At 69.7% G+C, this 15,080-nt stretch carries 6 protein-coding genes; 4 read left to right on the top strand and 2 right to left on the bottom strand.

From position 1 onward, the window contains the following. Nucleotides 1-76 precede the first annotated feature (76 nt). Nucleotides 77-1,375 (bottom strand): ROK family transcriptional regulator, encoded by a 1,299-nt coding sequence (locus CP974_RS09690; protein WP_031130459.1) that lies wholly within the window; start codon nt 1,373-1,375, stop codon nt 77-79. Between the two features lie 339 nt (nt 1,376-1,714). On the opposite strand from CP974_RS09690, the gene CP974_RS09685 reads away from it, so the two are divergent. The 3 genes from CP974_RS09685 to CP974_RS09675 all read left to right on the top strand — a co-directional run bounded on the left by CP974_RS09685 (nt 1,715) and on the right by CP974_RS09675 (nt 12,403). Continuing rightward, nucleotides 1,715-5,419, top strand: a complete 3,705-nt coding sequence (locus tag CP974_RS09685; protein ID WP_223844553.1) for a LamG-like jellyroll fold domain-containing protein — start codon at nt 1,715-1,717, stop codon at nt 5,417-5,419. 132 nt (nt 5,420-5,551) lie between these two features. Next, nucleotides 5,552-12,058, top strand: coding sequence for an RHS repeat domain-containing protein (locus CP974_RS09680; protein WP_078915525.1), 6,507 nt, complete (start codon nt 5,552-5,554; stop codon nt 12,056-12,058). 84 nt (nt 12,059-12,142) lie between these two features. After that, a complete protein-coding gene (locus tag CP974_RS09675) occupies nt 12,143-12,403 on the top strand; it encodes an Imm32 family immunity protein (RefSeq protein WP_078915524.1) in 261 nt (86 codons plus the stop codon). A 686-nt stretch (nt 12,404-13,089) separates the two neighbouring features. Here CP974_RS09675 and CP974_RS09670 read toward each other — a convergent pair. After that, on the bottom strand, nt 13,090-14,190 hold the full coding sequence (locus tag CP974_RS09670; RefSeq protein WP_031130453.1) for a mechanosensitive ion channel family protein: 1,101 nt from the start codon (nt 14,188-14,190) through the stop codon (nt 13,090-13,092). Between the two features lie 235 nt (nt 14,191-14,425). On the opposite strand from CP974_RS09670, the gene CP974_RS09665 reads away from it, so the two are divergent. Beyond that, complete coding sequence (locus tag CP974_RS09665; RefSeq protein ID WP_031130451.1) at nt 14,426-14,962, top strand: HNH endonuclease; 537 nt, start codon at nt 14,426-14,428, stop codon at nt 14,960-14,962. The last annotated feature ends 118 nt before the right edge of the window (nt 14,963-15,080 follow it).

Raw genomic sequence — 15,080 nt, 5'->3', positions numbered from 1 at the left:
TCCCACACCCCACACCCCACACCCGACACCCCTCATCAGCCCCAGCCGCGAGGCCCTCCCCCCGGCCAGGCCCCCCTCACCGCGCCAAGGTGTCGAACACGTCGTCCCGGGTGGCGGCCAGCGCCGCCTCCAGGGCGCCCCGCAGCACCGGCCGCTCCCGGACGGCCCCGAGGGCGAGCCGGGGCCGGGCGGCGGCCAGCTCGGCCAGTTCGGCGGCGACGCGCCGCCGCAGCGGTTCGCCGCCCGCCAGGGCGACGTCGCCGGAGAGCACCACCAGCTGCGGGTCGAGTACGGCGACGAGCGCGGCCAGCCCGGTCGCGAGCCCCGTGGCGTAGCTGTCGAGCAGCCGCCCGTACGCGCCGGCGTCGTCACCGCGCCCGTACGACCCCCCGCCCTTACCGCGCCCGTACGCGCCGGCGTCGTCCTCACCGCCCGCGACCGCCCCGCCCTCCTCCGCGGCGGCGGCGCGCAGAAGCCGCACAGCAGCCTCGGGGGAGCCGCGGTCCGGCACGTCCAGGCCCAGCTCCCGCGCGAGTGCGGGCAGCACCCGCGCGCCGGCGAGCTCCTGGAACCCGCCGCTCCCGGCCTTGGCCACGTTCCGGACGAGCGGGGCGCCGGGTACGGGCATGAACCCGACCTCGCCGGCGCCACCGGTGAACCCCCGGTGCAGCCGGCCGCCCAGGACGAGGGCGGCGCCCAGGCCCTCCTCGCTCCACAGCAGCACGAAGTCGCGGTACCCGGCGGCGGCGCCCAGCCGCTGCTCGGCGACGGCGACGAGGTTGACGTCGTTCTCGTACTCGACGGGCATCGGCAGTGCGGCGGCCAGCTCCTCCAGCAGTCCGGGGCCGTGCCAGCCGGGCAGGTGCGAGGCGTACCGGAGGCGCCCGGTGGACGGGTCGAACGCGCCGGGCGTGCCGATGACGACCCGGTGCACGTCCCGCCGCGCCAGCCCGGCCGCCCGCACGGCGCCGTCCAGCGCGTCGGTGACCTGCCGCACGGCACCGGGCCGCTCCCGCCGGGGGACGGGCAGCGTGAACTCCCCGACGACACGGCCGGTCAGGTCCGCGACGGCGGCCAGCACCCGCCGCGGGTTCACGTCGAGCCCGGCGGCGTACGCGGCGCGCGGGTTCACCCCGTACAGCTGCGCGCCGGGTCCCGGCCGCCCCTCGGAGGTGCCGGTCACGACGACGAGCCCGGCCGCTTCCAGCCGCGCGAGCAGCTGCGAGGCGGTCGGCTTCGACAGCCCGGTCAGCGTGCCGATCCGCGCCCGCGAGAGCGGCCCGTGCTCCAGCATCAGCTCGAGCGCGGCCCGGTCGTTCATGGCCCGCAGCACCCGCGGCGTCCCCGGAGCCGCCCCACCCACCTCGCCCGCCACAGGCCTTCCTCCGCGCACTGTAAGGAAACTTTCCTGTCCCGCTCCCCGAACGTAGGCACCCCCCGCACCCCCGTCAAGACCACCCGAGGGGAGCACTCCGTTCGCCCATGTACCGACAGGCATGGGCGAGCGTGGGGCAAATGAGAGGGGGTCAGCTTCTTGCAATGCCGTGTGACGTGGCCGATAACGCGTTGACCTGCCCCTCTGTGACTGCGTAGCGTCGAAAAGTAATCCAAATGGATCAACAGTTCGATAATGCGAGGGTCTGGGGAGGCCCCTCCGGGGGGTGACTCAGCCATGCCTGCTCACAGGCGAAGACAACGTGGCCGCGGACTCATCGTGGCTCTCGGCCTGGCCGTGGTGGCGACCGGGAACACGTTCGTGTACCCGGCGGACGACGCCGTCGCCGCCTCCGGACCGCCGCAGCGGTCGGGAGCGGCCGCATCCGCGAGCGACGCCTCGGCCCTGGCGGCCGAGACCGGCGAACCGGTCGAGGTCGTCGCGGAACGCACCGAGTACACGACCACGACGGCCAATCCCGACGGCACGTACACCCTGACGCAGTCGACGACACCGCAGCGCGTCCGCGGCCACGACGGCTCCTGGCGGAGCGTCGATGTCACCCTGGAGCGCCGTCCCGACGGCACCGTCGGGCCGAAGGCCGCGGTGGCGGACGTGGCGTTCTCGGGCGGGGGAGACGAGAACCTGCTGAGGCTCGGCGCCCGGCAGGGCGGCTCCGTGACCCTGCGGTGGCAGCGTCCGCTGCCACAGCCGGTGCTCGACGGCGCGACGGCCACCTACGCCGAGGTGTTCCCCGGCACGGACCTCCAGCTGACCGCGACGGCCGAGGGCTACCGGGAGGTGCTGGTCGTCAAGACCCCGGAGGCAGCCGCCAACCCCGAGCTGCAGAGCATCGCCCTCGCGGTCGAAGAGGACGGGCTGGACCTCGTCGCCGGCGCGGGCGGGGGAATCAGGGCCGTCGACGAGGACGGCAACGCCGTGTACGCGGGGCCGGCCGGTCAGATGTGGGACTCCGCCGGAGACGACGGGACCGGCTCCCGGCCGCAGACCCTCGCCGCCGCCCCGTCGAAAGCCGCTTTCGGCGCCGGGACCAGCCCCGCGACCGGACGGGAAGCGGGCCCGGAGTCCCGGAAGGAGGCCGCCCACCCGAAGCCCGGGGACGCCAGCGCGACCCTGCCCGTGTCGGTGGGACCCCACACGGTGACGGTCAAGCCGGACCTGGCACTGCTGCGGGGCGAGAACACGGTCTTCCCCGTCTACATCGACCCGCCCATGGGCCTCGCCCTCGACGAGCGGACCGTGCTCTCCTCCGACGGCGACCGGTTCTACGACTTCGACGGAGACTACGGCGTCGGCAACTGCAGCCGGCTCGGCCCCTGGTACTGCGACAAGTACCACACCAACCGCATGTACTTCGAGTTCGCGCCCACCAACCTGGCGGGCAAACACGTGATCGACGCGGTGTTCCGCGCCTACGAGACGTGGTCGTTCTCCTGTACGCCGCAGGGGGTCGACCTCTGGCGCACCAACAACATCTCCGAGGGCAGCACCTGGCCCGGCCCGGCGCAGCTCGACCTGATGGGCGACCGCGAGGTGTCCGCCGGCCGGGGCACCGCGTGCAGCCCCGAGCAGCCGGACTCCTGGATCGAGTTCCAGGACAACCCGGCGGAGCCCGACGAGAACCTCACCTCCACCGTGCGCTCCTTCGCGAACGGCAAGTTCTCCCGGCTCACCCTGATGCTGCGCGCCACCGACGAAGGCAACCCGGACGCCTGGAAGCGGTTCGACGACAACGCGCAGCTGCAGATCAACTACGTGCCCAAGCCCGGCCTGCCCAGCCCGTACGGCGTGGTCCCCGGCAACGGCACCATGCGGTACTGCAACCCCCACATCGGCGACCCGCTGATCGTCACCGACTCCACGCCCCGCGTCCAGGCCGGGACCCAGACCCTCGTACAGCCGGCGTCCAACGGCTTCAAGGGCTCCCTGCACGCCTACTTCGACGCCGAGCGCTACGACCCCAGCACCGGCAAGTGGATCCACACCTGGGACGCGCTCTCGCCCAGCTACCGGCCCGACGGCTATCTGGAGACCGTCGAGATGTCCTACCGGGCCGACCAGATCATGTACCGGGTGCGCATGCAGACGCGCTCCTACTGGACGCACGAGGGCAAGACGTCCTCCCTGTCCTCGGGATACACCCCGTGGTGCTACTTCAAGACCGACACCACGGCCCCGAAGGCGCCGGTGATCACCAGCAACGGCCCGTACGTCCCCTGCCTGCCCAATGACTGCCCCGGCGCCGGAGCGCCCGGCCAGTCCGGCCTGTTCACCTTCCGGCCCGCACCGGGAGACGTCGACATCACCGGCTACCGGTACCGGCTGATCACCCAGACCGGCGCGAGCACCGTGAACGGAGGCTCACCCGCCGCGCAGCCCGTGACCCCGAAGCTGGCGGGGACGCACGTCCTCACGGTCGACGCCAAGGACGTGCGGGAGCGCTACGGGGAGAAGGCGGAGTACATCTTCAAGGTCGCGCCGGGCCAGGCACCCGTCGGCCGCTGGCAGTACGCCGACCGTCCGGAGGGCACGGCGACGAGCACCACGACCAAGGACACCGCCACCGAGGGCACCGTCCGCCACGACGCGACGCTCACGGGCGGCGCCACCTGGTCGGCACGCGCCCACCGGGGCCCCGGTGACCACTCGCTCGACCTGAACAGCGCCGACCCCGCCAAGCAGCAGGCGTACGCCGCGACGACCGGCCCCGCGGTGAACACGCGGGACTCGTTCACGGTGTCCACCTGGGCCTACCTGACGGACACCGCGACCAACCGGGTCGTCCTGTCCTCCTCCGGCAACCAGGACAGCGCGTTCACGCTGTACTACTCGGCCAACAACCGGAAGTGGGCGTTCAACCGGGGCGCCCAGGATCTCGCCACCACGCCGGACATCGTCTCCCTCGCCGACGCGACCAGCCCGGCCCGCGTGTGGACGCACCTGGCCGGCGTCTTCGACACGAAGGGGAACACCGACAAGACCGACGACACCATCCAGCTGTTCGTCAACGGCCGCCCCCAGGGGCAGCCGGTGAGGCTGTCCGCGACGGCAGCCACGTACGAGCCGTGGATGTCCCCCGACGGCCTGCAGATCGGCCGGACCAGGTCGGGTGGGGTCTACCAGCAGTACTTCCGCGGCTACATCGACGAGACGACCGTCTGGCAGCGCGCCCTCAACGCGGACGAGGTCCGCGAGGAGTCGCGGGGCCGGGAGACGGCGATCCTCGAGACACCGGGCGCCGAACTGGTCGCCCACTGGACCGCCGAGGGTGCCGTCGGCACACAGATCGGCGAGCGCAGCGGCTACGGCAAGCCGGCCTTGGCCCTGTCCGCCGAAGGCGCCCAGCTAGTGGCGGGGGACGACGGCACGGAGCTCCGTCTTGACGGCGCCAAGGGGCACGCCTCGGCGACCGGCCCCGTGATCGACGAGACGGCATCGTTCACGGTGTCGGCGCGGGTACGGCTGGACGGCGCCGAACTGGCGACCAAGCCGGTCGGCTCCCGCTCTTACGTCCTGGGCCAGGCCACCCCAGCGGGTGCGGAGTCGTCCTGGGCGCTGTGGGTGGAAAAGACCTCCGAAGAGACGTACCGATGGCGGTTCGGTCGCACGGCGACTGATCCCGTTGGGAAAGCGACGCACGACACGTGGACGTCTTCTCAGGACGTGGCCGAGCTCGACAGTTGGGTCCAGGTGACTGGGGTGTACGACCACACAGAGAAGACGGAGGAGGGGTACGGCAACGTCCGGCTCTACATAGGGGCCGCAGGGCAGGCGTCGTACACCCCCACCTTCTTCGGCGCGGCCGTCCAGGGGGCGGGTGCGCTGACGGCGGGCCGTGGGTCCGCGCAGGGCACCAGCGGCCATTTCCTGCCCGGAGCTCTCAGCGATCTGCGGGTATGGACGGGAGCCATGATCGAGGAACAGATCTCAAACAGGGTGCTCGGCAACCCCGGCGACTTCTGATCCTTACGGAGATGCGGCCCGGACGACAGACCCCTCCGGGCCGCTCGCTTCCCAGGCATCCGCTGGACGAGCACTGCCACACGCGTTCAGCTCCCCCGTCATCCGAGTCATGAATCCAATCGGATAAGGAATATGAAACCCACCATACGAGTCGCCTACGGAAGACGTAGGCAGAGATGGCTTGTGCGGCAGGTCGCCGCGCTCAGTGGCCTTACCTTGCTGCCGGGCCTCCTCGCCGCCCCCGCATGGGCGGACGACGTCGACCCGCTCGGCCGGCCGCAGCTGAAGGCACCGCAGTCGGCCGATGTCTCCCCCTTCAAGGCCAAGGCGGACAAGCGGACGGCCGAGACCGTCCAGCGGGCCGCCGCAGCGGACAAGCGGGCGGCAGAGCGGGCGGCCAAGGACCGATCAAGGTCCGTCACGTGGCCGAGCGCCGGCACCACCACACTCAAGCTGCCCGGCAAGGGCGCCTCCGAGGCCGCACCAGGCGGCCTCCCTGTCACCCTCACCCGAAGCGGCAAGGCGAAGAAGGCCGCCGAGTCCGTCACCGTCACCGTCCTCGACCAGAAGCGCGCCGCCGCGCTCGGCGTCAAGGGCCTCGTCATGTCGGTGACCGGCCCGGCCCAGGGTGGCACCTCCAACCTGGCCCTCGACTACTCGGCCTTCGCCTCCGCCTACGGCGGCGACTGGGCGGGACGCCTCCAGCTCGTACAGCTGCCCGCTTGCGCGCTGAGCAGCCCGGCGAGCGCCGCCTGCCGCACCCGCACGTCGCTGCCCTTCACCAACGACCGCCGCGCCGAGGAGCTGAGGGCCGACTTGACGTTCCGGGCCGCCCCGACCCGTGCCGCCCGCGCGGCGACGGCGCCCGCGGCGGCGCAGACGATGGTGCTGGCCGTCGCGGCCGGCACGAAGTCGGGCTCCGGCGACTACAAGGCCACGCCGCTCGCGGCGTCCTCCACCTGGGAGGCCGGCGGCTCGTCCGGCACCTTCACCTGGTCGTACCCGCTGCGCGTCCCGCCGTCGGCGGCCGGCCCGAAGCCCGATCTGAAGATCTCGTACGACTCCGGCAGCATCGACGGCCGCACGGCGTCCACCAACAACCAGGGCACCGCGATCGGTGAGGGCTTCGACATCACGTCGTCCTACATCGAGCGGAAGTACGGCTCGTGCGACGACGACGGCCAGGACGACAAGAACGACCTGTGCTGGAAGTACGAGAACGCCTCCCTCGTCCTCAACGGCCACGCGACCGAACTGGTCAAGGACGACACCAGCGGCCAGTGGCGCCTCAAGAACGACGACGCGTCCACCGTCCTGCACCACTCCGGTACGAACGGCGCGGACAACGGCGACGACAACCGCGAGTACTGGACCGTCATCACCGGTGACGGCACCAAGTACCACTTCGGCCTGAACAAGCTGCCGGGCGCCACCACACAGGCGACCCAATCCGTGTGGACCGTCCCCGTCTTCGGCGACGACGCGGGCGAGCCCGGCTACGAACAGAGCGGCAGCTTCTCCGGCCGGGCCGAGAAGCAGGCATGGCGCTGGAACCTCGACTACGTCGTGGACACCCACGACAACGCCATGTCGTACTGGTACGCCGCCGAGCACAACCACTACGACATGCTCGGCGACGACAACACGGGCACGCCCTACGTCCGCGGCGGCATCCTCAAGGAGATCCGCTACGGACAGCGCGCGGACGCCCTGTTCGCCTCACCGGCCGGCTCGAACCGCGTGCTGTTCACCCACGCCGAGCGCTGCGTCGCCTCCGGGACCGGCTGCGACTCGCTGACCGAGGACACCCGCGACAACTGGCCGGACGTTCCCTTCGACGCCGAGTGCAAGGCGGACCAGAAGTGCACGGGCAACACCGGTCCTGCCTTCTACACCCGCAAGCGCATGACCGGCGTCACCACCGAGGCGTGGAACGCCGCCGCTGCCACCCCCGCCTACGAGGCGGTGGACTCCTGGAGCCTGAAGCAGACGTACCTGGACCCCGGTGACACGGGCGACTCGACCGACCAGTCCCTCTGGCTCGACGAGATCCGCCAGACCGGCCGGCGCGGCACCGCCATCACGCTGCCCCCGGTGACGTTCACCCACCAGTTCCGCGCCAACCGGGTCGACGGCGGCAGCGACGACATCCTCCCGCTGAACAAGCCGCGGCTCTACACGATCACCTCCGAAACCGGCGCGCAGACCATCGTCAACTACGCGCAGGCCGACTGCCTCGCATCCGACACCAAGCCCAAGGTCGACACCAACACCCGGCGCTGCTACCCGGTCTACTGGTCGCCCAACGGCGCCGAGGAGCCGACGCTCGACTGGTTCCACAAGTACCCGGTCAGCTCGGTCACCACCAGCGACCGGCTCGGCTCCTCCGCGCCCGTCGAGCACACCTACGTGTACGAGGGCGGCGGCGCCTGGCACTACAACAACGACCCCATGACCCCCGCCAAGGAACGCACCTGGTCCACCTGGCGCGGCTTCGGCAGGGTCACCCACTACACCGGTGTCGTCGGCAAGACCCGGTCGCGGACCGTCACCGTCTACATGCGCGGCATGAACGGCGACCGCGTCCTCGGCCCCGATGGCAAGACCCCCCACGCCACGGCCCGGAAGACGGCCACCGTCGCCGGCATCGCGGCCCCGCTGCTCACGGACTCGGCGCAGTACGCGGGCTTCACCCGGGAGACCGTCACCTACGACGCCGAGAACGAGGTGTCGGGCCAGGTCAACGACCCCTGGTCCAAGCGCACGGCGACCCAGCACCGGTCGTACGCCGACACCGAGGCCCACTTCATCCGCACGGCGGCCACGCACAGCCGGACCCGCATCACGTCCAGCGAACCGGCCCGTGACCGCGTCCGCACCGTCGAGACGCTGTACGACGCCTACGGCATGGCCTACCAGGTCCACGACAAGGGCGACAACGCGGTCCAGACCGACGACACGTGCACCCGCACGTGGTACGCCCGCAACAACGCCGTCGGCATCAACAAGCTGGTCACCCGCACCCGGGTGACGGCCGGCACCTGCGTGGCCGACGACCAGCTCGACCTGCCGCCGAACTCCGGCCGCCCCGGCGCCGTCATCTCCGACACGGCCACCGCCTACGACTCCACCACCTGGTCGGCGACACAGACGCCGACGGTGGGCGAGGTGCTGTGGACGGGCCGTGCCAAGGGGTACGGGATCGACGACCAGCCGATCTGGCAGAAGACGGCGACGATGACATACGACGGTCTCGGCCGCGTACTCACCGCCAAGGACACCAACGACACGGTGACGGCCACCACCGCCTACACCCCGGCCGGCGCGGGCCCGCTGACCGCCACCAAGGTCACCAACGCGAAGGGCCACGTGACGACTACGCACCTGGACTTCGCCAACGGGTCGGCAACCAAGGTGACCGACCCGAACGGCAAGAGCACGTACTCGGAGTACGACGCCCTCGGTCGTGTGACGAAGGTGTGGCTGCCCAACCTCAGCAAGCTGGAGGGCATGCCGCCCAACTACGTCTTCGCCTACAGCATCACCAACTCGGGTGACAAGCTTCCGTGGGTGTCGACCAGCACCATTCGGGGCGATGACGGCGGTTACAACACCACGTACGAGATCTACGACTCGCTGCTCCGATCCCGCCAGACCCAGGTCCCGTCGCCCACTGGCGGTCGTGTCATCAGTGAGACGCTCTACGACGAGCGCGGACTTCCGGCCACCACCTCCGCCGACATCTGGGACGCGAAGAACCCTCCTGGCGGCGGTCTCGTCGCCACGGACGGCGGGCAGGCTCCGACACAGACCGATGTCACGTACGACGGTGCGGGTCGCGAGATCAAGAAGGTCACCAAGGCACAGAATGCCCCTCGGTGGACCATCGAGACCACCTACACCGGCGACACCGTCACCACCACGGCCCCGGTCGGCGGCCAGGCCCTGGCAGTGGTGACCAATGCTCTCGGGCAGACGACGGAGCGCCGGGAGTACGGCGGTCCCCAGCCCACCGGCTCGGACTACACCACCACCACGTACACGTACCTGCCCGGCGGACGCCAGGGAATGGTCACCGGGCCCGACCAGGCCAAGTGGAGCTATTCCTATGACCTGTTCGGTCGGCAGATCACCGCGGCCGACCCGGACAAGGGCACTAGCGCCACCGTCTACAACGAGCTCAACCAGGCGATCAGCGTGACGGATACGCGCGGCAAGACACTGATCACCGAGTACGACATCCTCGGACGGAAGACCGGCCTGTGGGACGACGTCAAGACAGACGCCACGAAGCTCGCAGCATGGACCTACGACGGCCTCGCCAAGGGGCAACAGGATGCATCGATCAGGTATGAGAACGGTGTAGGCCAGACGACCAGTAAGTCCTACATCCAGAAAGTCACGGGGTACAGCCCGCTCTACCAGCCCACTGGAAGCCAGCTGATACTCCCGGACAGCGATCCGCTCGTCGCCGCCGGCACGCCGAAGACGTTGTCGGCCTCGATCACGTACTACCAGGACGGCTCGGTCCGCAGGACGGCGCTACCTGCTGTAGCGGGCCTCGCTGCGGAGACCGTGAACATCACGCGCGGCGCCCTCGGCCAGGAGGAGAAGGTGGCCAGCGGCACTGGTTACCTCCTGGCGGCCACTTATTCGCCTCAGGGCGACCTGCGCCAGCTCGCCTTGGGCACCAGCTCTACCGATGAGGCGAAGAAGGCGTACCTCAACTACGACTACGAGGAGGGCACCCGCCGACTGACCCGCGCCTACGTCACCGATACGGTGCACGATCACAGGCCGCAAGATCTGAAGTACAGCCAGGACGACGCGGGCAATGTCACCTCGATCTTCGACGAGACCACCCAGGGCGGCGCGTCGAAGCCCGACTTCCAGTGCTTCACGTACGACGGCCACCGCCGTCTCACCGAAGCCTGGACGCCGAAGACCGCCGACTGCGCCGCCGGCGGCCGCGCCATGGCGAACATCGACGGCGCCGCTCCGTACTGGCACAGCTACACCTACAACACCGCCGGCCAGCGTGCGACGGAGACCGAGCACACGACCGCGGGTGACAAGACCAGCACGTACACCTACGGCACCGCCGCGGGTCAGCCCCACCCGCTGGCCAAGACGACGGGTGCCAAGAGCGCCACGTACGCCTACGACGCGGCCGGCAACACCACGAGCCGCCCCGGTGGCCAGGCCCAGCAGACGCTGACCTGGAACAGCGAGGGCAAGCTCGTCGGCACGACGGAGCCGGCGGCCGGCACCAAGCCCGCCCTCGGCACGAGCTACCTGTACGACGCGTCGGGCGAGCTGCTCATCCGCCGCGCCACGGGTGACGGCGACACGGTCCTCTACCTCGGCTCCACGGAGGTCCGCCTCACCACGAAGGGCACCGCGAAGACCCTGTCGGGCACCCGCTACTACACGGCGGCCGGCAAGACGATTGCCGTGCGCACCGCTACGGCGGGAGTCACGGGCAGCAAGCTGAGCTACCTGGCTGCCGACCACCACGGCACGGGCACCGTGGCCCTCGATGCCACGACGATGGCGGTCACCAAGCGCTACACGACGCCCTTCGGCGCGCAGCGCGGCCCGTCGGTCCCGGCCTGGCCGGACGACAAGTCCTTCCTGGGCAAGCCGGAGGACAAGAACACCGGCCTGACCCACATAGGCGCCCGCGAGTACGACCCGTCAACCGGCCTGTTCATCAGCGTCGACCCACTGCTCCAGCTCGACATCCACCAGACGCTGAACGGATACACGTACGGCGCTCAGAACCCGGTAACCAACGCCGACCCCTCTGGCTTGGGCGCCGCTTGCGGCCGCGCTGGCTGGGAGGACTGTCCAAAGAACCCGAGTGGTGGTACCCAGGGTCAGCCCGACAGGGTGCGCGGTGGCAGCGGCGGCGGCGGCGGTGGCGGTGGCGGTGGCGGTGGCGGCGCCACGACGGGCGGAACATCGGGCACGGCGTCCAGCGGCTCCGGCCTGCAGTGCGTGGGTGCGGGGCTCCTGGCGCACTGCGGGGGCGACGAGGTGCACAAGCAACTCGCTCCACAAGACGACCCGGTAGCACCCGTGTGGTTGGGCTTGTTCCGGAATGTGGCCTATAGCGCAGAACTTGCCGGCTGGCTGGTGGACGGTGACTGCTGGCATGGTGGGGCTGGTGCGCAGGGTTGTGACTACGGGGCGCAGTACGATAGCTGGGTCGCCGGGCAGGGTTACGATACTGGCGCTGACGGCTATCTGATTCCTGGGCTTGCTGCGGCCGTATTCGGTCGAGGTGGTTCTCCTAAGTCGGGACCGTCTAAGTCGGGACCGTCTAAGTCGAGTCATCCTTGGATCTCGGTGCGCAAGTACGATGGCGATGGGCACCCCGTGGACAGGACTCGCATACCGACGAACGACGCGCTCGAGTCAGCAGCGAGATGGGTTGGCTCCGGGTATAGGGAGATCATTCCGGGCAGCGGTCGGTATGTGTCGAAGGACGGTACACGCGTTGCAAGAATGGGCGAAAAGGACATCACTGGGCAGCACGCGGGTGGTCCTCACATGAACTTTGAGCGCCTTGTTCCGAATCCGAAGAAGCCTGGCAAAATGATGATCGTCGAGAATCGGCACATATATCTGGAATAGCTTTGGTGCTTGCGGTGCTTGCCCCCCAGGGTTTATGTCTCGCGCTGGGGAGCGAGGGTGTAAGAGGCTAATTAGGAGGACTCTATGGAGCAAGTGATTACTACCCCCGATTACCGTCCTGGTGAAGGTCTGCATTTCTCGTGGGATGACGGCTTTGAAATCATGGTCTCTGTGGCTGGCTCTGAGGTGCTTATTAAGGGCAACCGTGCGGGGCTGACTTCATTGGCGCGGCATCTTCTCACGCTTGCGCAAGGAGGTGTGTGTGACGGGATGCATGTTCATCTTACTGCTGATCAAGAGATTGAGGGGGAGGTTGATCTGGTCCTGGAGCGGATGGCGGATTGAAGTGTCATCTCCGGCTGGTCATTCCTTTCGACTGTCGTCAACCTGCTTAGTGGTTAGGGTGGGGGTGTCTTTGGGTAGCGGTCGAAGATTTCGAGGCTTTTGGCTACGGTCTTGGCTTCGGGCCCCTCTGGCACCCGACGTTCTCTCCGCCTGCCGTGGAGAGGCGTGAACGGCCTCGCGTGTGAATGGGCAGCGTCCAGCGGATCATGTGCCTACCGGCCAGTCGCTCGTTTGTGTGGTCACGGTTCGGGGGCTGACGAATCGTGAGTGGGAACTGCTGGGTCCGCCGACGCAGAGGCAGAGAAGGTGGCGGGCTTGCTGGCTTCCACTGCGACCGCGACCGGCTCCGCAACGAGGTCGAAGCGGACCGTCTGTCGGCTCAAGAGGGCCCGCGTGGTCGCTACTTGTCAAGGTGAGTGGGTCTACATCTTCCACGCACCGTCATCGCCGCAGCGATCCGCTTCTGGCTCCGTTAGTGATTTGCCGGATAAGGATCTCCTGTTCGGCAGAGGTGCTGACGGAATGCTGCGCGGTATGTGGGTGACTCAGGGTAGGCCGGGGCGGTGGTAAGTCCATCGGGTACCGGCCCGTGACAGATAGCGGAAAACGGTAGACCGCGCCAGCCCGGACCAAACAGTGGGCGCCCCGCACCGTCCGGTGCGGGGCGCCTGTGTGTCTGCGTGGGGTCAGTGCTTGGCGAGGTTGGGGCCTGTCGAGGGCTGGGGTATCGGGGTGGTGGCCAGGGACTGGGGGGTGGTGGGGGAGGCGAAGGCGGAGGGGGCGGCCATGGCCGCCGTGGGGTCGGCCGGCGGGGTGTCGTCCGTCGCCAGGGGGACGCCGCCGACGATGCGGATGCCCGCCGCGTCGAAGGCGCGCTTGATCCGCCAGCGGATCTCCCGCTCCACGCCCAGCGCCTTGCCCGGCATCGTCTTCGCCGAGACCCGCAGCGTCATGGAGTCGATCATGACCTCGGTCAGGCCCAGCACCTCGATGGGGCCCCACAGCCGCTCGTTCCAGGGCTCCTCGGCGGCCAGCTCCTCCGCCACGCCCTCGATCAGCTTCTTCAGCGCGTCCAGGTCCTCCGTCGGGCGGACCGTGACGTCCACGCCCGCCGTCGCCCAGCCCTGGCTCAGGTTGCCGATCCGCTTGATCTCGCCGTTGCGGACGTACCAGATCTCGCCGTCCGCGCCGCGCAGCTTCGTCACCCGCAGGCCCACCTCGATGACCTCGCCGGACGCCACGCCCGCGTCGATCGAGTCACCCACCCCGTACTGGTCCTCCAGGATCATGAAGACGCCCGACAGGAAGTCCGTCACCAGGTTCCGCGCGCCGAAGCCGATCGCCACGCCGGCCACACCGGCCGATGCCAGCAGCGGCGCCAGGTTGATCTGGAACGCGCCCAGGACCATCAGCGCCGCCGTACCCATGATCAGGAACGACGCCACCGAGCGCAGTACCGAGCCGATCGCCTCCGACCGCTGCCGGCGCCGCTCCGCGTTGACCAGCAGCCCGCCCAGCGCCGTGCCCTGCACCGCCTGGGCGCTGCGGTTCATGCGGTCGATCAGCTTCGTCAGCGCCCGCCGGATCAGGAAGCGGAGCGTCACCGCTATGGCGAGGATCAGCACGATCCGCAGGCCGGTGTTGACCCACGTGGCCCAGTTCTGCTCCACCCAGCCCGCGGCCTCCCCGGCCTGGCGGGCGGCCTCGTCCAGGGTCACGGGGGTCCCGGCCGACGGGGACGGGTCGGAAGCGGAAGGGGGGACAGCGGGCGGGGCCGACCACAGCACGGCGGGGAACCTCCTGGCATCACGGGCGGGTCACTCCATTAAACGGCGCGGGTGGGGCGGTTCGTCGCCGTGTTCGAGGGAGAGCCTCGTCTCATGTGGGGATGACCACCCTGTGGTCGAAAACACCTCCGGCCCGTTACGCCCATGTGGTGGCGCTCCGACCAGGCGGGAGGGGAGACTGTGAGCAGATCGTCCCGGCGCGAGCCACGCGCCGCCGGCGTACAAGGAGGCACCCGTGCCGCATGTCCTGGTCCTCAACGCGTCGTACGAGCCCCTCGGCGTCGTACCGCTCCGCCGCGCGCTCGTACTCGTCCTCGAGAACAAGGCCGTGTGCCTTGAGGAGTCCGGCGCCTTCCTGCACAGCGCCACCCGGGCGATGGCCGCCCCCAGCGTCGTACGTCTCAAACGGTTCGTACGGGTCCCCTACAGGGGGCCCGTTCCACTGACCCGCAAAGCGCTGTTCGCCCGTGACGGCGGGCGCTGCATGTACTGCGGTGGCGTCGCAACCAGCGTCGACCACGTCGTACCGCGCAGCCGCGGCGGCCGGCACGCCTGGGACAACGTGGTCGCGGCCTGCCGCCGCTGCAACCACGTCAAGGCCGACCGGCACCTGCGCGAGCTGGGCTGGCGGCTGCACCAGCCCCCCGCCCCGCCCACCGGACTCGCCTGGCGCATCATCGGCACCGGCCACCGCGACCCCCGCTGGCTGCCCTACCTCCAGCCCTACGGCGCGGACGACGCCCTGGCCAGGATCGACGGCATATCCGCCTGAAGGGCGTATCCGCCTGGAGGGCGTATCCGCCTGGAGGGCGTATCCGCCTGGAGGGCGTATCCGCCTGGAGGGCGTATCCGCCTGAGGGGGGGCGGAGAGGGGCTTACGGCAGGTGCCT

Source organism: Streptomyces fradiae ATCC 10745 = DSM 40063, assembly GCF_008704425.1.
Taxonomy (GTDB): domain Bacteria; phylum Actinomycetota; class Actinomycetes; order Streptomycetales; family Streptomycetaceae; genus Streptomyces; species Streptomyces fradiae.
Note: the sequence above shows the minus strand (reverse complement) of the source record. Positions and strands in the feature narration are given on the sequence as shown.

Coding starts and splice junctions, on each gene's coding strand:
- CP974_RS09680 (WP_078915525.1), top strand. CDS start 5,552: ATGAAACCCACCATACGAGTCGCCTACGGAAGACGTAGGCAGAGATGG.
- CP974_RS09675 (WP_078915524.1), top strand. CDS start 12,143: ATGGAGCAAGTGATTACTACCCCCGATTACCGTCCTGGTGAAGGTCTG.